Consider the following 19,983-nt stretch of genomic DNA (forward strand, 5'->3'; position numbering starts at 1 on the left):
GATCTCACAGCGGTCCTCATAGCACAGCTATCAGTTATATCTTAAAATCGGAACCGCTATTCAGGACTTGAGATGATCCAAAAATATGTTCTTGAGGATATTAAATTGCTCGGCTTCGTCCACTTTTGTTTGGAAGGCTTCAATGCCATTGAGCATCGCTGTTTTTTTGGAGAAGTTGCCAAAGACATTAATCATCGTGTTAATCGTTTCAACCACATTGGCATCGTTACGAACAGATCCATCCTTTTGACCAAGCTCAGCCAGCTCTGCACAAAGCATAATAATCTGTTGATAGTTAGAATGATACATCTCGATATCCTCCAACGGGGACTTGGACATTGCGACGTAACACTCAAACGCTTCTATTAATTTGGAGCTTTGCTGGCTTTCTACCTGCTGGAAAAAAACTAGCGAGTCGAAAAGGCGGCCAAGCTTGTCGTAGCAGGTGCCTTCACCTCTGATAATATCGGAGAATACCAGAACCTCGGACTGAACAATATCTGATGCTACGGCAACAATAAGCTGCTCTTTCCGCGGAAAGTAGCGGAAGATTGTTGCCACCCCCAGTATTGCCTCGTCCGCAATATCCTGCATGGTCGCTTGCTCGAAGCCTTTATTCAAAAAAGCAATTTTAGCTGCTTCAATTATAGCTGCTCGTCTTCTTGTTTTGAGGTCACTGCGCTCTTGTTGAAGCCTTTGACGGGGTTCTATTGTAAAAACCTCCTTGTTGGAATGAACTCAAACTATGCTATCAAACTAGACTCTTTTCTGTCAACGTAAGGATTCATTCTGCCAATTGGCGAGCGACCAGTTTAATCGGACACGCATGCCTCCAAGGGGACTCTGTTCAAACTGGATACCCGAATGGGTAGCGTCCTGAATGCGCAGACGCTCCGCAATATTCCAGAGTGCACATCCCATCGTGTCCACAGGCGGCTCGGATATTCTGGCCTTAAGTGCATTAATTTCTTCCTCCGTCATGCCTTTCCCGTCGTCGTCAACCACAATACAGAGCCCGTGTTCCGTGCGCTCAACGGTGATATGAATGGAACCGGAATCCCACTTGGCTTCTATGCCATGGATGATGCTGTTTTCCACCAAAGGCTGAATGAGTAGTTTGGGAATCGGGACAGATCTTAGCTCGTCCGGTAGCTCAATCTGATAAGAGAGACGGTCCATGCGTAAGCTCTGTATCTCAAGGTAATTGCGAACGATACCCAACTCTTTTTCCAAACAGGTCATCGGCTCGTCAAGGCGTGTGGTGTACCTGAAATATTCAGCCAAGTTCTGGGTCATGGCAGTAACCGCTTCCTCATTGCCCAATCTTGTCATATTATTAATGAAAAAGAGACAATTATATAAAAAGTGAGGATTAATCTGGGCTTGTAGCTGTTTCAGCACCGCTTCACGAGCTACGATTTTTTCCTTGTATACCTTTTCAATCAAATCCTCAATCTGTCCGGCCATGTCGTTGAATTGACCATATAAGTAATCAAATTCATTACCGCTCTGCCGCTGAATACGATAAGAGAAGTCGCCATGCTTCAAAAGACGAACACCTTTTAACAGAGCAAGTATGGGGATCTGTACCTTGCGGAAAAGAACAACAATAATCGTGACCCCCGCCATAAACAGCATGACACAGGCAGAGTAAAACCAGAATTGGGTCATTCGTATAGGCTGTAACGCTTTATCAAGAGGCATAAAATCAATTAAATACCAACCGAGCTGATGAGAGTACACATAATTGACAATGTACTGGGCTCCGTTAACCGAAACGGTTTCTGTACCGGAGGATGGTTGTAGATGACCGGTTAGCTCCTTCATGATGAGAGGGGTAATGGAATTAGCCTCTTTGCGAGTAATCAATTGCTCGTCCGGTTTATAGAATAACGTCTCATTCTCGCTCTGATGTGAGTTCTCAACTATATCCTCCAGATTGCTGCGCGGGAACTCCAACCGAATAATGATCTGTGGACTGACCTTGTATTTATAATATTTAGCTGTAGCTGCATCATAGTTCCAGCCTGATTTCAGTGAATCTACAGAGGGAGTCTTCATATCTAACTCCGAAGAAATGATCCATTGATTCAACAGAACCGAGTAGACCGATATTTTGTTATTCCATCCCTCGGACAAACTTTGCAAATTGACTCTCACAGCAACATTTTGAATCAACTGTACCTGCTCAAAGGAACTCATCACGTCAATGGATCGCAGCAGTGCAATAGAATTGTCCGTTTCCATGGAGATGGATAACATATTCAGCCGATTTATGCTCTGATCGAGTGAGTTAACGACAAACTGCACTCGATTGAGATTGTTGGTTTCAATATCCTTTTGAACGGTATCCAGACTGGATTGAACCGAGAAGGTATACATGACCAGGACGGCGACAAGCATAATCAGCGTGATGGCCACTATGTTCATAAAGGTCCTGTATTTCTTTTTCAACCCTTAACGCCTCCTGCCAACGATGTAAATTCACCTTATTGTAGGCTGGCATTGGATGAAATACAAGTGATTTGGAATGTAATATAGATGAAGGTTAAGAATGAATTATCTAATGTTGAAAAAGCGTTATTTCGACTGTATAACTGGCACGATATGATGAAGATGAATTAGATGAAGGAGTGCATTTCGCACATGAGTAGCAAAATATACCTGTTTCTTTCTGTTGCTTGTTTGATTCTGTTTACCGCCGCATGCAGTGGTAAAGCACAAGAGCCTATGCCTGTAAAAACAGGTGTGATCGTAACAACAGTCAAAATGAATGATCCAACCACCATCTACAAAAATGGCGAAACTGCTACCGATAATGTACATATCCGTTGGGCCAGAGAAACGCTTGGCGTGGATATTCGGACCCAATGGAGTGCTCCTGTCGATGACTATGATATGAAGCTTCGATTAATGCTCTCTGCTGACAATACGTTACCTGACGTGTTCTCATCCAATGTCATGGACACAGTCAATGGATTTATGATCTCAGGCAAACTGTTGGACGCTGGACAAGCCTTTGATCGATATGCATCATCCACTTGGAAAGCGGCTATGGCTGAAGTGCCAGAAGCATGGAAGCCTTTTGAGATTGACGGGAAACGGATGGCGATTCCGATCATTACGGAGCAAGCCTCGCAGTCCGTACTTTGGATTCGCAAGGATTGGCTAGATTATCTGAACCTGAAGGCACCAAGCAATCTTGACGAACTGGAAAGTGTAATGAAGGCCTTTACCTATGATGATCCAGACGGTGATGGCGTACAGAATACCTACGGTATTGATTTTGCAATCAAGGACCAGTATCTGGCCTCGCCTATCGGAGACATATCCTGGGTATTTGGTGCGTATGGAGCGATTCCAAGTATATGGAGCAAGAATGTACAGGGCAATCTCGTGTACGGAAGTATCCAGCCTCAGATCAAAACCGCACTGGCAAAACTGCAAGACTGGAAGAAAAAAGGATATGTGAGCAATAACATAGCTCTGCAGGACTTCAATCAGGTCAATAAAAATATCTTTGATGGCAAAGTTGGCATGGTAGCTGGTCCACGCTGGTTTGGAGATTATCCGCTGCAACAACTTAATGAAAAGGATCCGAAGGCTGAGTTTGTGCCTTATCCGATTCCTGCAGGAATGGACGGAACCACAGCGAGATTCAAAGGAAACTCTTACAGCGGGGCTTTAATGATCAGCGCAAACATTTCTGAAGAAGCCTTGCAGGCTTTTTTTAAGTATCAGAACTATCTGTATGAGGCTACGGTGACGAATAATCCGTTGTATCTGAGTGCCTATCAGAATGGATATGATTATGTACTGAACCCGGATGGTTCGGTGGATAGTGACAGCCGCGATATTCCCGGGGGGAAAGTGATAACGTTCAAATATACCCTCATGGGACAATATGCGAGTTACCCTTCCCGATTCAGAGCAGCTCTTCTGAAAATGGGCAAGCGAGAAGGGCTCAGCTCTCATGATCGCGCCATTTTGTTCAGTATGGGAATTGACCCTAAGGATGAGAAGCAGTATCCCATTATGAAGGCAAATGTTGTAGAGACCAGGCAGCGGCAGATTGATCGAGTCAATCTGTTTCAGGGGCCCCCGACAAAAACAATGCAAGCTCGAAACACTTATTTGCAAAAAATGGAACTGGACACCTTCAACTCCATTATTTATGGAGAGGAGCCACTCACCATTTTTGATGAGTTCGTGAAAAAATGGATGGATTCAGGCGGAAGAAAAATCACGGAAGAAGTGAATGAATGGTACCAATTGGCGCAGACTCGGCCTTAAAGCAGGATGGTTAAACGTTCCGAAAGGTAATCGACAAGGGGAGGTTTCATCGATGAACATTACTCATATGAAAACAAATCACATCACTAATCCGCTCGGTTTTGCGGTAACCAAGCCAACCTTTTCTTATACCGTTACGGATACGACAGCGACAACGCAGATCGCCGCACAGGTAGAAATTGCACTGGATGAATCTTTTACAGAACTTGTATTTGATAGTGGAATAACAGAGGATATTGATTCGCTCGCGTATTCTCCGGATCTGGAACTGGCTGCACGGACGCGTTACTTCTGGAGAGTTCGATTATGGAATGAGCTTGGGGAAAAGGCGACCAGTGAAACGGCCTGGTTTGAAACGGCTAAGCAGGATGAACCATGGACAGCAAAGTGGATTACACCTGAACTGGAACCGACGATTCATCCAGTCCTCCAGAAAACGTTCGAAGTCAAAGGTCCCATCGCCAAAGCACGGGCGTACATCTGTGGTTTGGGAGTATACGAATTGGAACTAAACGGAGTCAAGGCTGGGGATGAGTACTTGGCCCCTCATTATAATGCCTATCACAAATGGCTTCAGTATCAAACTTACGATATTACCGACCTGCTGCAAGAAGGGTCCAACGCGATAGATGTCCGTTTGGGGAATGGCTGGTATAAGGGACGGTTTGGTTTTGAAGGAGATACCACTGCCAATTTGTATGGTGATCATTTTGCATTGCTGTCCGAGCTGGTGATTACGTATACGGATGGAACAGAAGTTGTTGTCCCTTCAGATCTGTCCTGGCATGCCACCCGCTCGAATGTGGTGGATGGTAACATCTATGACGGAGAAATCTATGATGCCACGCTGGACGTGACTGAGATTTATCCAGTTCGGGAAAGTGAAATGGGGTATGAGCTTTTACAAGCAAGAAAAAGTCTTCCGGTCGTGATCAAGGAAACCTTGAAGCCGATCGAAATTTTGACCACGCCTGCGGGAGAAACGGTCATTGATATGGGCCAGAATATGGTAGGCTGGCTGCAATTCCGTACTACGGCACCAAGCGGAACGGTCATCCATTTGCAATATGGCGAAGTGTTGCAGAAAGGCAATTTCTACCGGGAGAACCTTCGCTCGGCTAAGGCGGAGTACATCTATACAGCAAACGGTGAAGAAGCTATTGTGCGTCCGTATTTCACATTTTACGGTTTCCGATATGTTAAGGTTGAAGGCTGGGCAGGCGAACTGGATCTGAATGACTTCACAGGCTGTGTGGTTTACTCGGATATGGAACGTACCGGGTATTTAGAAACCAGTCATGCTGGCGTGAATCGTTTGTTCGAAAATGCACTCTGGGGGCAAAAGGGAAACTTCCTAGATACCCCTACCGATTGTCCACAGCGCGATGAGCGCATGGGCTGGACAGGGGATGCACAGGTATTCTCCGGTACAGCAAATTACAATATGGATACGTATGCCTTTTTTAACAAGTATGGATATGATCTGTGGATGGAACAAGAGGATCGGAACGGTATGGTTCCGATGGTCATTCCGGTTGGACGTGTGCAGGGCGGAGGGTCCAGCGCCTGGGGAGATGCGGCAACCATTATTCCGTGGAACACGTATCTGCATTCCGGGGACCCATCCATTCTGGAGCAGCAGTTTGACAGCATGAAGACATGGGTAGATTACATCAAGCGTTCGGATGACGAATCCGGTAGTACACGTTTATGGGCGATAGGTTTTCACTTTGGTGACTGGCTTGCGCTAGATGGGGATGATCCGAACTCTCCAATGGGGGGAACAGATAATTACTTTATTGCCTCAGCCTACTATGCCTATTCTTCAGATATCGTAGCCAAGGCTGCCAAAGTACTTGGACATCATGATCTTGCCGCATCCTATGACCAGTTGGCGCAAGAGGTTAGAGCTGCAATTGTGAAGGAATACTTTACTGCGAATGGACGTCTGGCAGTAGATACACAGACCGCATACGCTATAGCGTTGTATATGGATCTCGTTCCTGAGCAACATAAAGCACGGATTGCAGAAGCTATTCGCTTGCGTGTACGCAAGGATCAGAACCACTTGAGAACTGGCTTTGTAGGTACGCCGTATTTGAACCGGGTTCTATCAGCATATGGAAGCAATGATATCGCCTATACGCTTCTGCTCAATGATGATTACCCAAGCTGGCTGTATGCGGTCAATATGGGAGCAACAACAATCTGGGAGCGTTGGAACTCCATTTTGCCAGATGGTACAATCAGTGAAAATGGTATGAACTCGCTTAATCACTATGCCTATGGTGCCGTTGTTGAATGGATGTATCGTCATATGGCGGGGATCAATCCAGTAGAGGATCGACCTGGCTTCCGCCATGCACTGCTGGCACCGATGCCTGATTTCAGAATCCAGTGGACTAAAGGTCGCATTGACACCGCTGCAGGAACTTATTGCAGTGAATGGAGGTTTGATGAAGCAGGTAAGCTGTATTTAAGCTTCTCTGTTCCATTTAATGCAACAGCAACGATCAAGCTGCCACGCGCCGTGGTTGATCAGGTGATGATGAACGGAATTACACTTTCGGATACAGGCCTGATTGTCGTTCAGGTTGAAGATGAAGTGATCATCGAAGTGGTGAGTGGCACGTATGATTTTATTTATGTACCATCCGTGCCATACAAACAAACGTTAAGCACCCGTACACCTCTGAATGTACTGCTTCGTAACGAGCATAGCCGGAGTATGCTGCACGAGCTTTCACCGGTGCTGGCTTCGCTGGACCCGGGGACAATTGGCCCGATGGGGGAAGCAAGCTTGCGTGATCTATCCACCTATCCTTCGTTCAGTACGCCAGAGGAAGAACTTGACCAGCTCGATCTCAAGCTGGAGACCATTCAAATCGTATAGAATAAATCATTGCTCGTAGATACGACGAAAACGAAACACGATGACGTTTCTTTAAATGCAAATCATCTCAAACCGATGGCCTGCTGAGGTGAGTAATATTCGCTGGGCTACCGAGGATGTCGAATTCGGTGGCAAGCACATCCGTAAGGGCGACATGCTCTTTGTTCCTCAGTCAACCGGGATGAGAATCAGTTCGCTGACCCGGATGCATTTGATATCACACGGAAGGCCAATAATCATAATACGAGAGGATAGCCCTACTTAACCGCGATTTCGCGGTTTTTTCTTTGTCTTTGACTAGCAATGGGCTTGAATTACGCTACACGATCTTTGTATCGCGTTATAGTCGATCGTCTCACTTGAAATCTACAATAGAAGTATCCTTTTGGCCATGTCAATCCACTCTACCTGTTGGATTCTTCACCCGAGCTGGCAAATACCAAAAAGCGGCCAGCGGTACTTGTGCTTCCAGGTGGAGGATATAGAGCTTGTTCTGATCGAGAAGCTGAACCCGTTTGCTACGGCATTTTTGGCTGAAGGTTATCAAGTCTTTATCCTGTGAAATTCACTCAATCAGCATGCTGTATTTCCAAAACCATTGAATGATACGGAGGAAGCGTTGACACTCAAGCGGGCCAACAGTGCGGACTGGATCCTCAAAAAGTAGCGGTATGCGGCTTCTCCGCAGGGGGCCATCTTGCTGCAGCTTTGGGGACGATGGGTTCCACTCGGCCTAATGCAATGATTCTTGGTTATCCTTGTATTCTGGAGGAGATGAGTGATATTTTTCCTGCGCCCGTTCCAGGCGTGGAACCTGTTAACCGAGGAAGAGCAGAAGCAGCTTAACGATGGGCTAAAGACTATTTCGGTGACATAACACTGGAGGAAACACAGCATAAACAGAATAAGTCCTTTAGCCATTTTCGGGCTCGTTCCTAATCTATTAAAATGACGAATTGCAAAAAAAGACACAAAATGATAGTATTTATATCAATATAATAGTAAAACTATCAAAATGAAATTTGGAGGAAACAACTATGACAACTTACAATGAAAACATTAAAATTTCGGAACTATTGAATAATGATGAAGCAACAACATTGCTTACCAAACATCTACCTGAATTCATTAACGAGCCATCATTCAAAATGGCTTCCCATTTTACGCTGGATCAACTCGCAGCCGTTCCACAGGTCGATCTGCCAGAAGACATTTTGTCCGCACTGAAAGCGGATCTTGCTAACGTAACCTTCGAATCTGCAGAGGCTCCTAAAGCGAGCAAAGCTGTGAATACCAACTCCGATTCGTTTGCAGGCAAAGTGATTACCATCACAGGCGCTGGTAGCGGTATTGGCCGAGCTAGTGCAGTGTTGATGGCATCGAGAGGAGCCAAGCTCGTTCTGGTGGATTACAATGTAACAACAGGGGAAGAGACACTTGCGCTTGTGAAGGAGCAGGATGGCGAGGGCATCTTTGTTCAAGCTGATGTATCCAAGGAAGAGGATGTAGAAAACTATATTCAAAAAGCAATTGAAACATTTGGTAAAATCGATGTCGCGTTCAACAATGCAGGAATCATTCAGAAGTTCCAGCCTTTCCATGAAACATCCCTGAACGATTTCTCCCGTATCATTGACGTCAACTTGAAGGGGATCTTCCTGGGGATGAAGCACGCTCTCAACGTGATGGTTCAACAAGGTTACGGTCATGTGATAAATACAGCATCAACCACGGCGCTTCGAGCTGAGCACAGTCTGGCCGCTTATACAGCGAGTAAACACGGTGTTGCCGGATTGACAAAAGCAGCAGCGATTGAGTACGTCAGAAAGGGCATTCGGGTAAATGCTATCTGCCCTGGGGGTGTAGCCACTTCGCTGACCGCAGCTGTTCCGCAAATGTTACAAGAAAGCGATTATATGCCCGAAGAATTCCCAAATATGAGAATTGGGCGTTTTGCGGAGCCAGAGGAGCTGGCTGAACTCGTAGCATTCCTGGCATCGGACGGCTCCAGTTATATGACAGGCTCTATCCTTGTAGCAGACGGTGGATTGACACTTTAAGGAGTAACAGCAAGTCTTTCGAACATGGTTCTAGCGATTTTAAAGCCGATTCCTGATCTATTTCGGTTCATTTTATTCATAAGAATCGTGCATAAAACAGATGGACCAAAAACTGATTCAGTATACCTGAGTCAGTTTTTTTGTCGTTCAAACAGCAGGAATACCTTCTGTTTGGATTGCGTTATTTGATCTTAACAATGCGCTATATCTGTTATATATGCCAGGACATAAAATGAAAGTATAGAAGAGGAAGAGAAATTCAACATGAAGAGTAACGGAGGCGAGTGTTATGGGAGTTGCAGTGAACGAGCAGCATATTAAAGTAGATAATACGCCGGCTCAGCCACCCCGGGAAATACCAACGAAAAAGTTAATTGGCGATTCAATGGGACAGTTCGGGTTAAACATTTCAAGTGGATTGTTGGGTTTGATCACGTATTATTATACGGATGTCGTTGGCGTGTCTGCCGCTGTAGTCGGTACGGTAATGCTGCTTACCAAAGTTTTGGATGCGTTTGCAGACATCGGTATGGGTGTACTGGTGGATCGGACCAAAACCAAGTATGGGCAAGCTCGTCCCTGGTTGTTATGGATGACCATTCCAATGTTCATCTCATTATTCTTAATGTTTTCCGTGCCGGATATAAGTTCTACAGGCAAAATTATATATGCGATTATTACGAATCTTGTATTCTACATTTTGGTGTTTACTCCAACCTCGATTCCATATAACAGTTTGATGGCGTTAACAACGCGTAACAGTTACGAGCGTTCCTTAATGGGTATTATCCGTTCAAGCAGCGGGTATCTGGCAGGTATGGTTGTTGCCGTTGCATTTGTTCCAATCGTTACAGCCATGGGCAATAGCAGAAGTGACTGGACGTTGCTCGCATCAATTTTTGCTGGTGTTGCAGCAATCGGGATTTTCATTTCATTCCTGTCCAATAGGGAAAAGTACAACAATGTTCAATTGGATGAGCTTGGCATGTTTCAGGATAAAACGCCGATTCGTGAAGGACTGAAATTACTCTTTGCCAATAAATACTGGGTATATATGTTCTTCGTAATGGCTCTCGCTAGCATTTTGTTTGCTCTGGGCGTGGCAGCAGGAAGTTATTATGCCAAATATATTTGGGGCAATGTAAGCCTGATCGGCATTATGGGTGCTATTGGTTTGATTCCGGTTATTATCGGATTTGCCTTGTCCGGACCATTCATCAAACGTTATGGCAAGCGAAATACAGCCCTCGGCGGTATATTAATCGGACTCCTCGGAGCAGCCGTTCGGTTAGTCGCTCCCGAGAGCATTACATTGGGTCTGATCTGTTCTATCTTCCAAACGCTTGGTACAATTCCGCTAATGGCAGTAGGTGGAGCAATGGTCACAGACACGATTGAATACGGCGAATGGAAATTTAACAAAAGACTTGTTGGTTTAACGAATAGTGTCATCGGTTTCGGTTCAAAAGTAGGCACAGCCATTGGCACAGCAATGATTGGATGGTTCCTCGCGCTAGGAGGATATGTCGAACAAGCTACAACCCAAGGAGAAGGAGCAAAGCAGGCCATCATCGCGTTGAATATATACGTCCCCATTGTTGTATTCATTCTTCTTGTAGTATTCCTTTACAAAAACAAGCTGGACAAGGAATATCCAACGATTATTAGAGAGCTTGAAGGTAGAAGAAAGGCATAACAAGATTTAAGTGTCCTTACACACAGCCAATCGCTTGTGTGTAAGGGCACTTTTAATTTGATGAAATTAGTTCAAAAAAGCTTGGTTGTTACGATGGCTGGCAGGTTTTGAAGAGTCTGTGTACCCGGGTAGAGCTGGCTTGCCGCTTCAAATTTGATTTTTGCAGTAATATTGGAAAAGTGATTCGTGAACCCTCTCAGCACCAGTTGGCCCTCTAGCCTGGCTAATGGAGCGCCCAGACAAAAGTGAGGTCCTTTGCCAAACGAGAGATGACGATTGCTGTTGGAGCGGGAAGGTTCGGGAAAATGTCTAGGGTCATTGTTGGCTGCACCCAGCCAGGTTAATATAACATCTCCTTTTTTCATAGGCACGCCAAGGATGTCTGTATCCTCTACTACCACACGATCAAGTGTCGTGGGAAAACGATACCTTAACGATTCTTCAACAGTATTCTCTATCAGTTCTGGATCTGCGGCAATATCCTGATAGATTCCGGGTTGATCATACATAAAACTGTAGAACAGGCTGTTTATCATGTTAGTCGTTGTTTCGTTCCCAGCAGCAAGGAGGCCCAAGCTAAAGGTAACAACCTCTTCATCGGTTAGTTGATCCCCATCCAGCTCGGCAAGTGTGAGATCGGAAATAATGTCCTCGGCAGGATGCTTTCTCTTCTGCTGAACAATGGGGAGCAAAAATTCGTTAAATTCTTGCATAGCCGCATACTTCGCATTCATCTGCTCCTGCTCATTACCTGTGGCATTGGGGAAAAATAACATGTCAGACCAGGCTTTGATCTGTGCCCGGTGTTGCCTCTCTACCCCAAGTAGATCGGCAATGACAGTAACAGGAAGTGGAACCCCTAGGTCTCGAACAATGTCCACATCATCTTTCGTCTTCATCTCAAGCATTAACTCATCAACGATAGCCGCGATTTGAGGCTCCCAGGTTTTTAACTGACGTGGGGTGAAGGCACTAGAGACTAACTTTCTAATATCACGTTGAACAGGGGGATCAACAGAATTGATGTTCACTCGGGTAATTACCGGTGGAACCGGGGATACACTCCGTTTACGAACACTGGAGAACCGTTTCCAGTCTGTTAGAACGGAATTGACATCATCATAACGATACAGATTCCATACTTGCTGCTTCTCGTCAAAATAGATGGGATGATTCTCCAGCATGTACTCATAATAAGCATATGGATTCCAAAGTTCTTCAGGTGTCTCTAAATTAGATACCTGATGAATAACGATCGATCTGTTATCAGTCTGCATGTCTCCTCGCCATCCTTTAATGTAGTTTGTGGAAATCTCCAAATAATGATAGCCAAACTATCATTATTTGTTTTAAAGGTACCATAAATCACACTTATTTAGCAATTAAATGAAATGTTTTACTGAATATCAATTATTTAGAGATACTCTTAGGGTCACAGATGAAGAAACATTTTCATATCAAAATGCAGAAAAATGTCGAATAAAGTGATTGCTAACAAATTTATTGTGTGATATTATGATCCAGTAAACGTTTACATCTACAACGAATTAAATATTAGCAGTGTTTGGCTGTTACTGGTAAAGCAGGCATGACCAAAATGATTTGCATTTTCCTTATGTGAGTAGGGGAAGGCATATCGTTTTGGTCTTTTTTATATCCAAATTCAGAAATGAGGCATTGGTATGGATTATCGCAAGTTGGGACAAGAGATTACGGAATTGGTTGGGAAGAAGGATAATATCGCTCGGCTTACGCACTGCGCAACCCGACTACGATTCGAACTGCACGATATCTCCAAAGCGGAGACAGAAAAACTCAAAGCACTTCCAGGTGTCATTACCGTTGTGAACAATGGTGGACAATATCAGGTCGTTGTGGGCAATGAGGTGCAGCAGGTCTACCGAGTTATCACTCAGCAGATGGGTTCTGCTACCCGAAGTGCGGAATCCAAATCGGATTCTGGCAAAAATAACGGACCAAAACAAAAACAGAGCTGGATCTCCAGATTCATCAGCGTGATCTCAACAACATTTACTCCGGTAATTCCGGCAATCATTGGCGCGGGTATGATCAAAGCGATATTAGCCGTACTTGTGCTGACAGGCCTTGTAACGACGGAAAGCCAAAACTACTATATTCTTAATACCATTGCGGACGCGGCTTTTTATTTCATGCCTATTCTGCTGGCTTATGGAGCTTCCATTAAATTTGAAACTAGTCCCATTCTGGCGATGACAGTTGCCGGCGTGTTGTTACACCCGGGATGGAGCGCCATGATGGCGGAAGGAAAAGATGTGTTTTTCATCGGTGTTCCAGTTCGACTAACCGATTACGCGGGCTCCGTGCTGCCGATTATTATCGTCGTTTGGCTCATGTCCTATATTGAACGTTTCGCGGATCGGGTATCGCCTTCAATGATCAAATTTTTCACGAAACCAATGCTTGTACTATTGATTACAGCACCACTTGCATTGGTGGCGATTGGACCTTTCGGAACGTACCTGAATGATCTGGTTGCCATGGGTGCAGAAGCGATTAATGCCAGAGCCAGTTGGCTGATTCCTTTGTTAATGGGAACTTTGCAACCATTCCTGATCGTAACAGGCACTGCATGGGCGATGACACCGATTGCAACTAGCCAACTAACCAAAAATGGATATGAAATGATCAACGGCCCGGGAATGCTCGCGTCCAATATTGCTCAAGGTGGGGCCACCCTTGCTGTAGCATTAAAAACAAAAAACAAAAAACTGAAACAGCTCGCTGCTTCATCCGGTTTCACCGCCGTACTGGGCATCACGGAACCATCCTTGTACGGAGTAACTTTGAAACTGAAGAAACCCTTAATTGCCGCAATGATTGGTGGTGGTGTAGCAGGGATATATGCTGGTCTGACCGGATTAGTACGTTATGCCTTCGTTTCTCCGGGTCTTGCCGCGTTACCTGCCTTCATTGGAAGCAATCCGATGAACATCGTTCATGCCATTGTGACTTGTCTGATCGCTTTTATCGTTACTTTTGCTCTGACATGGATCATTGGTTTTGAGGATCCAGTGGATGATGAAGAAGAAGGCAATACCAACGTTAACGATGACAAGACACTTTCCGGGCTGTCTTTTCAAGACAACACTCTAAGCACGCAGTCAGTTGCAACAACAAATGCGAATGGACCAACCCAAAATGAATTACGCCCACTTACGATCGCAAGTCCGATGCAAGGGGAATTAGTCCATCTAGACCGTGTACCAGACGATGTCTTCTCTTTGGGATTACTGGGTAAGGGCGCTGCTATCATTCCTGCCAAAGGAGAACTGTATGCTCCGATCGCAGGTGAAGTTACGGCTTTCATGGACTCCAAACATGCGGTGAAATTAAATGGTTACGATGGAGAAGAGGTGCTCATTCATATTGGAGTGGATACCGTAAACCTGAAGGGGCGACACTTCGACTCTTCCATTAAAGTAGGGGATCGCGTAAAACGGGGGGACTTGTTGATCCGCTTTGATATCGACGCCATCAAGGCAGAAGGCTACGAAGTCATAACCCCGATCATTATCGCCAATTCGGATCGTTTCCCGGACATTAAGCTGGAGAAGCAGAGTCCTGTGGAGGTTGGAGCGACGATTATCCACCTTTCGTAACAAGCTTAATATGGTCCGTCATATATCTTAATCAACATTAAAATGAAGGAGTGTTTGAGATGTTATATCAACACACCAAACCATTCCCCAATGAATTTCTGTGGGGAGGCTCTACCTCGGCCTACCAAGTCGAGGGAGCCTGGAACGAAGATGGCAAAGGCCTGTCCGTCATCGATATGTGTGATCATCCGGCTGGAACCGCCGATTTCACGGTTGCGAGCGATCACTATCACCGATTCAGAGAAGACGTGAAGCTTTTTGCAGAGCTGGGCCTCAAAGCATATCGTTTTTCGATTGCATGGACTCGAATCTTGCCTTCAGGCACAGGGCCTGTTAATGAAAAGGGACTCGATTTTTATCACCAATTAATTGACGAATTGCTGCTCCATGGTATTGAGCCCATTGTGACCATGTATCATTTCGACTTACCCTACGAGCTTGAGAAAACCGGAGGATGGAACAACCGGGGGACGATTGATGCCTTTGTGGAGTACGGGCGTATCTTGTTTGAGCATTACGGGCATAAAGTGAAATATTGGTTGACCATTAATGAGCAGAATACAATGATTCTCCATCCCGGTGCTATTGGTACACCAAAAGGCGGACGTCTGCCTTCCAGTAAGGAACTGTATCAGCAAAATCATCACATGTTTGTGGCTCAAGGCAGAACGATGCGACTATTTCATGATATGCTCCCGCAAGGCAAGATTGGTCCTGCATTAAACATGACCTCCATGTACCAGGCAACCTCCAGACCAGCAGATGCAATCGCTGCACATAACTGGGAGACAATTCGTGGATGGGGTTTTCTCGACTTATCGGTGTGGGGACGGTATAATCCATTATTCTGGAGTTATGTACAGGAACGCGGCATCGAGCCGGTTATTGAGCAGGGTGACATGGAAGATATCCAGTCTGGCAGCCCCGATCTGGTAGCAATCAACTACTACTCGACGGCAACCATTGCCGCCAGTATGGGAGATGCGTCGGATGTTACAGCTCGTGCGGGTGATCAGCAAATTATGCTTGGTGAGCAGGGAGTCTACCGAGCCGCGGAGAATCCTTATACCGAAAAAACAAAATATGGCTGGGTCATCGATCCGATTGGCCTAAGGTTAACATTGCGTAAGGTATGTGAACGATATGGTCTCCCGATTCTAATTACGGAAAATGGTATAGGAGCCCCAGATATACTCGAGGCAGATTACACGATTAACGACACGTACCGGATTGATTTTATTGAGAAACATCTGGAACAGATCAGACTGGCTCTGACGGATGGTGTGGATGTGATTGGTTATTGCCCTTGGTCCGTTATTGACGTGGTAAGCACCCATCAGGGTTATGGGAAACGCTACGGCATGATCTATGTAAACCGTGGTGAACAGGATCTGAAAGACTTGAAGCGTTTGAAGAAGAAAAGCTTCTCGTGGTATCAAGAGGTCATTAAACAAAATGGCAGATGTATCGGAAATTCGGATCAGGCGGTCACGAAAGAATAAAGGATCGTGATGAATGCATGAAAGTAATCAAAATATTAAATAACAGCTTGCTTCTGACCAAAGATGAACAGGGGCAAGAGATGATTGTCATGGGAAAAGGGTTGGCGTTCAAAGGCAAAGTTGGCGAGCGACTGGATGAAGAACACATCCAAAAACGATTCATTCTGCAAAATAATCCGTCTGCGCAGGCTTACGTACGAACCATCGAAAACATGCCGGAAAAACATGTGAATGTCATAAATAAACTGATTACCAATGCAAAAGAAAAGTTGTCTCTTGACGACCAAATCTTCTTTACGCTTATGGATCACTTGTCATTTGCCATTGAACGATGGAAAAAAGGTGTAGCACTACAGAATCGCATGTTATGGGAGATCCAGAGGTTTCACCCTGTTGAATTCGAACTTGGCCTTGAAGCCGTTCAGTTGCTGAATCTAGAACTGGGGGTTGAACTGCCGGAAGAAGAAGCAGGGAATATCGCTTTTCATTTCGTGAATGCCCAAACGCATGAACAGAATATGGAGCGCACGATGCAATCCGTTAAGATGTTAAAAGATATTTTTAATCTGATACAATACACCCTTGATATGCAATTGAACAAAAATTCCATCCATTATGTGAGACTTGTCACACACCTGCAATTCTTCATCCAGCGTTTACAAGAAGGGCGTCTGGGCAATTCGGCGAAAGATTTTATATTTCAGCACATGGTGAAGGAGCATCCGCTTGAATACAAATGCGCGGAGATGATCAAAACCTACGTGCAGAATATGCTGGACATCTCCATATCGAACGAGGAATTATTATATTTGATGATTCACATTGCTCGAATTGTCCAGGAGGAACAGGGTGATGATGGACGATTATAAAGCAAAGTTAAAGTTGTATTCCCTTAACTCTTTTTCGGGAAAGATATTTTCTAACTATGACCGTTTTCTCGTATTTTATCGGGAAACGGTCTTTTATTTTTGCAAATATGTAGCGGCTTTTTGATATTCCATGATTAACGAACTTCTGATTCCTAAAATCATAATTACCAATTGATAACATTTTATTATAATTATTGTAAATTCGTTATATGTAAGCGCTATCTAAAGAGCTATAATCTATTTATCTGGATGTTAATCCGTTCAGAAATACTTAGACCAGATCAAGAGGAGGAATTGTATGAAACGGTTAGGTCAATGGAATATAACAGCCTTGGTTCTTGTGCTCGTACTTGCCATGCTTCCATTTTCGAATGTCTCACATGCAGCCAAGGCAGTTACGGAAGTGGAAGGAGGCCATTTGAGTACAAACTTTGAAGACGGTACACTTCAGGGATGGACTCCACGTACAGGTAACGAAAGGCTGACAGTGACACAGCAGGAGGCACACGAAGGTCAGTCCAGTATGCTGATCGCCAACCGTGAGCGTTCCTATCATGGACCGATGTTATCCATGAAGGATCTGCTTGAGCGTAACCAAGAGTACGAAATTACGGCATATGTAAGACTTACCCAGGAGCCCATCACGGATCAAACACTACAGCTCACCACATATAAAAAAACAACTGCTGAAAGCTGGAACCCGATCGGTAGCGTGAAAATTGCCAAAGCAGAGTGGAATACATGGCACAAGATCACCGGAAAATTTCAGTATAGCGATGATCCCACTGAATTGAATTTGTTCATCGAAACACCCTACATCTCTGAAGGTAGCGTAGATACGTTATCGTTCTATGTGGATGATGTATCATTTACTCTGGCCGAGCAACTGGAGATTGAAGAAGGTATTCGGTCTCTGGAGGACCTGTATCAAGATGATTTCCCCATTGGTGCAGCGGTGTATCGCTGGCAGTTGGAAGGCGCATATGGACAACTTCTCACAAAGCACTTTAACAGCTTGACCGCAACCTATGAGATGAAACCGAAGTACATGTCTCCTTCCGAGGGTGTTTATGAGTTCGAGGCAGCCGATCAATATGTTCAGTTCGCCGAGGAGCATGGTATGGGCGTACGCGCACATGCGTTGTTGTGGCATATTGATGCAGCAGAGTGGATGTTCAAAGATCCTCAGGGTAACCCTGCGAGTCGAGAATTACTGCTTGCCCGGATTCAGGATTACGTTGAAACCGTCATGACCCGATACAAAGGTAAGATCTATGCCTGGGATGTGGTAAACGAGGCGATTGCGGATAGCAATGGTGATGCCAACGGTTTACGTAAAAGTCCCTTTTATGAACTAATCGGTCCGGATTACATTGAGAAAACCTATGAATTCGCTCGTGCAGCAGATCCGAATGCCAAATTATATTACAACGAATACTTCACGGAAGTCCCTGAGAAAAGAGAGCATATGTTTCAGTTGGTCAAACGACTGAAAGATAAGGGGCTTATCGATGGTGTGGGTTTGCAATCCCACTATAACCTGGAATCCCCTCCCATCAAGGAAATTGAAAAAACGATCAACATGTTCGCCGAACTTGGATTGGATATTCAGATCACGGAACTGGATGTGGATAGCGGAATTCCATTTGGTGAAGAGATGTCGGATGAAGTTGCGGTAAAACAGGCGTATCGATATAAGGAACTGTTGGATTTGTACCAAAAACACAAAGATCACATCTCTTCAGTTACCTTATGGGGACTCCAAGATGAGAAGTCTTACAACAACCAGGCTATGCTGTTTGATTCAGCCCTGAAGGCCAAAAAAGCATACTGGGGGCTCGTGGATGAATCAGGCTTGCCTGTTTTGACACAGAGAGCCGTCTCACTTTCGGGTAAACCGGATATCAAAAAACATTCACAAGATCCACTCTGGAACAAAGCGGTGTCTACTCCACTGAAGGGCGACTCTTCGGGATCAGCCAGTTTCCGCACCTTATGGGATCAAAGTAACCTGTATATCCTTGTGGATGTTCAGGATGCGAAGGCAGATGTGAACGACAGAGTAGATATCTTTGTTGATCTCAATAATGGCAAGACCACTTCATATGAAGCAGATGACCGACACGTAATCATTAAGCGGTCGGGCAAAGCTGAGGGCGTGGAGCAGCGTTCATATCGTGTACGCGAGACCAAAGCAGGATATCAGGTTGAATTGTCCATTCCGTGGGGTGGTATCCAAGTCGGATCAGAATATGAAGCCGGATTGGATATCCGTGTGACTGATGGCGGTTCAAGTGGGACACAACCTTATAATCCAATGTACTGGAATGATCGAACACAATCTCAGGAACAGGATACAAGCAAATACGGCGTGATTCAGCTTGCCCCTATGCCCAAATCTGCACAAGCTGTACAAGGGATTGTTCAGATTGATGGGAAGAAAGACACATCATGGAATAAGGCTGTACCATTTGAAGTAAAACGGTTGAATGAGAACGAAGGTGCAGAGGCAGTCGCTCGGGCAATGTGGACAGGTGAGTATCTATACCTGCTGATCGACGTCACTGATCCAAACATCATCACAGATAACATCAACCCATGGGATCAGGATTCGGTTGAGATTTTCCTGGACGAGAATCACCAGCGCACACCGTATTTTCAATATGATGATGCCCAGTTCAGAATCAGTGCAGACAATGTGGGAACCTTTGCAGGGGGTGCCTCACCCGGACGCCTTGTAAGTGCTGTGAAGAAAACAAATAAAGGATATCTCGTAGAAGCCAGAATCCAGTTGCAATCACTGACGCCCAAAGCAGGAAATGTTCTCGGTTTCGATCTTCAAATTAACGACAACCAGGGCGGAGGTAAACAGAACGTAGCCAAATGGAATGATACGACCAATGAGAGCTGGAGAAACACTTCGCAGTACGGAATACTCACTTTTGTCGGAAAGAACAAGCTCGGTCATTAAACCATCGACAATAATTGTAAGAATAGAAACCATCATAACAGTGGATAAAACTCAACCA

General features: G+C 45.0%; 11 protein-coding genes and 1 pseudogene. 9 read left to right on the forward strand and 3 right to left on the reverse strand.

All coding sequences use genetic code 11. From position 1 onward, the window contains the following. Positions 1 to 60: 60 nt before the first annotated feature. A complete protein-coding gene (locus MKZ13_RS16250) occupies positions 61 to 711 on the reverse strand; it encodes a TetR/AcrR family transcriptional regulator (protein WP_313771462.1) in 651 nt (216 codons plus the stop codon). A gap of 60 nt (positions 712 to 771) precedes the next feature. Further along, a complete protein-coding gene (locus tag MKZ13_RS16255) occupies positions 772 to 2,454 on the reverse strand; it encodes a histidine kinase (protein ID WP_047843168.1) in 1,683 nt (560 codons plus the stop codon). A gap of 192 nt (positions 2,455 to 2,646) precedes the next feature. On the opposite strand from MKZ13_RS16255, the gene MKZ13_RS16260 reads away from it, so the two are divergent. The 5 genes and pseudogenes from MKZ13_RS16260 to MKZ13_RS16280 all read left to right on the forward strand — a co-directional run bounded on the left by MKZ13_RS16260 (position 2,647) and on the right by MKZ13_RS16280 (position 10,942). Next, on the forward strand, positions 2,647 to 4,293 hold the full coding sequence (locus MKZ13_RS16260) for an extracellular solute-binding protein (protein WP_221821355.1): 1,647 nt from the start codon (positions 2,647 to 2,649) through the stop codon (positions 4,291 to 4,293). A 52-nt stretch (positions 4,294 to 4,345) separates the two neighbouring features. Continuing rightward, positions 4,346 to 7,186, forward strand: a complete 2,841-nt coding sequence (locus MKZ13_RS16265; protein WP_221821356.1) for an alpha-L-rhamnosidase — start codon at positions 4,346 to 4,348, stop codon at positions 7,184 to 7,186. Between the two features lie 639 nt (positions 7,187 to 7,825). Further along, positions 7,826 to 7,939: pseudogene (locus MKZ13_RS16270) on the forward strand (alpha/beta hydrolase); the annotation flags it as partial. A gap of 533 nt (positions 7,940 to 8,472) precedes the next feature. Further along, entirely contained in the window at positions 8,473 to 9,246 is a 774-nt protein-coding gene (locus MKZ13_RS16275) for a glucose 1-dehydrogenase (RefSeq protein ID WP_313771463.1), read from the forward strand. Positions 9,247 to 9,535: 289 nt separating this feature from the next. Next, a complete protein-coding gene (locus MKZ13_RS16280; RefSeq protein ID WP_221821358.1) occupies positions 9,536 to 10,942 on the forward strand; it encodes a glycoside-pentoside-hexuronide (GPH):cation symporter in 1,407 nt (468 codons plus the stop codon). Positions 10,943 to 11,013: 71 nt separating this feature from the next. Here MKZ13_RS16280 and MKZ13_RS16285 read toward each other — a convergent pair whose 3' ends face one another. Next, positions 11,014 to 12,219 (reverse strand): cytochrome P450, encoded by a 1,206-nt coding sequence (locus tag MKZ13_RS16285; RefSeq protein ID WP_339176764.1) that lies wholly within the window; start codon positions 12,217 to 12,219, stop codon positions 11,014 to 11,016. 405 nt (positions 12,220 to 12,624) lie between these two features. On the opposite strand from MKZ13_RS16285, the gene MKZ13_RS16290 reads away from it, so the two are divergent. From MKZ13_RS16290 to MKZ13_RS16305, 4 genes are all read left to right on the forward strand, one after another. Continuing rightward, complete coding sequence (locus MKZ13_RS16290; protein ID WP_221821361.1) at positions 12,625 to 14,583, forward strand: beta-glucoside-specific PTS transporter subunit IIABC; 1,959 nt, start codon at positions 12,625 to 12,627, stop codon at positions 14,581 to 14,583. 59 nt (positions 14,584 to 14,642) lie between these two features. Beyond that, positions 14,643 to 16,085, forward strand: coding sequence for a glycoside hydrolase family 1 protein (locus MKZ13_RS16295; RefSeq protein ID WP_221821362.1), 1,443 nt, complete (start codon positions 14,643 to 14,645; stop codon positions 16,083 to 16,085). Positions 16,086 to 16,102: 17 nt separating this feature from the next. Next, positions 16,103 to 16,954: a PRD domain-containing protein gene (locus MKZ13_RS16300; protein WP_221821364.1), complete on the forward strand. Its 852-nt coding sequence runs from the start codon at positions 16,103 to 16,105 to the stop codon at positions 16,952 to 16,954. A gap of 298 nt (positions 16,955 to 17,252) precedes the next feature. Beyond that, the gene (locus tag MKZ13_RS16305) at positions 17,253 to 19,925 is read left to right on the forward strand and encodes an endo-1,4-beta-xylanase (RefSeq protein WP_221821367.1); all 2,673 of its coding nucleotides are present in this window, start codon (positions 17,253 to 17,255) and stop codon (positions 19,923 to 19,925) included. Positions 19,926 to 19,983 lie beyond the last annotated feature (58 nt).

The organism is Paenibacillus sp. FSL R5-0701, from assembly GCF_037973995.1.
GTDB lineage: Bacteria > Bacillota > Bacilli > Paenibacillales > Paenibacillaceae > Paenibacillus.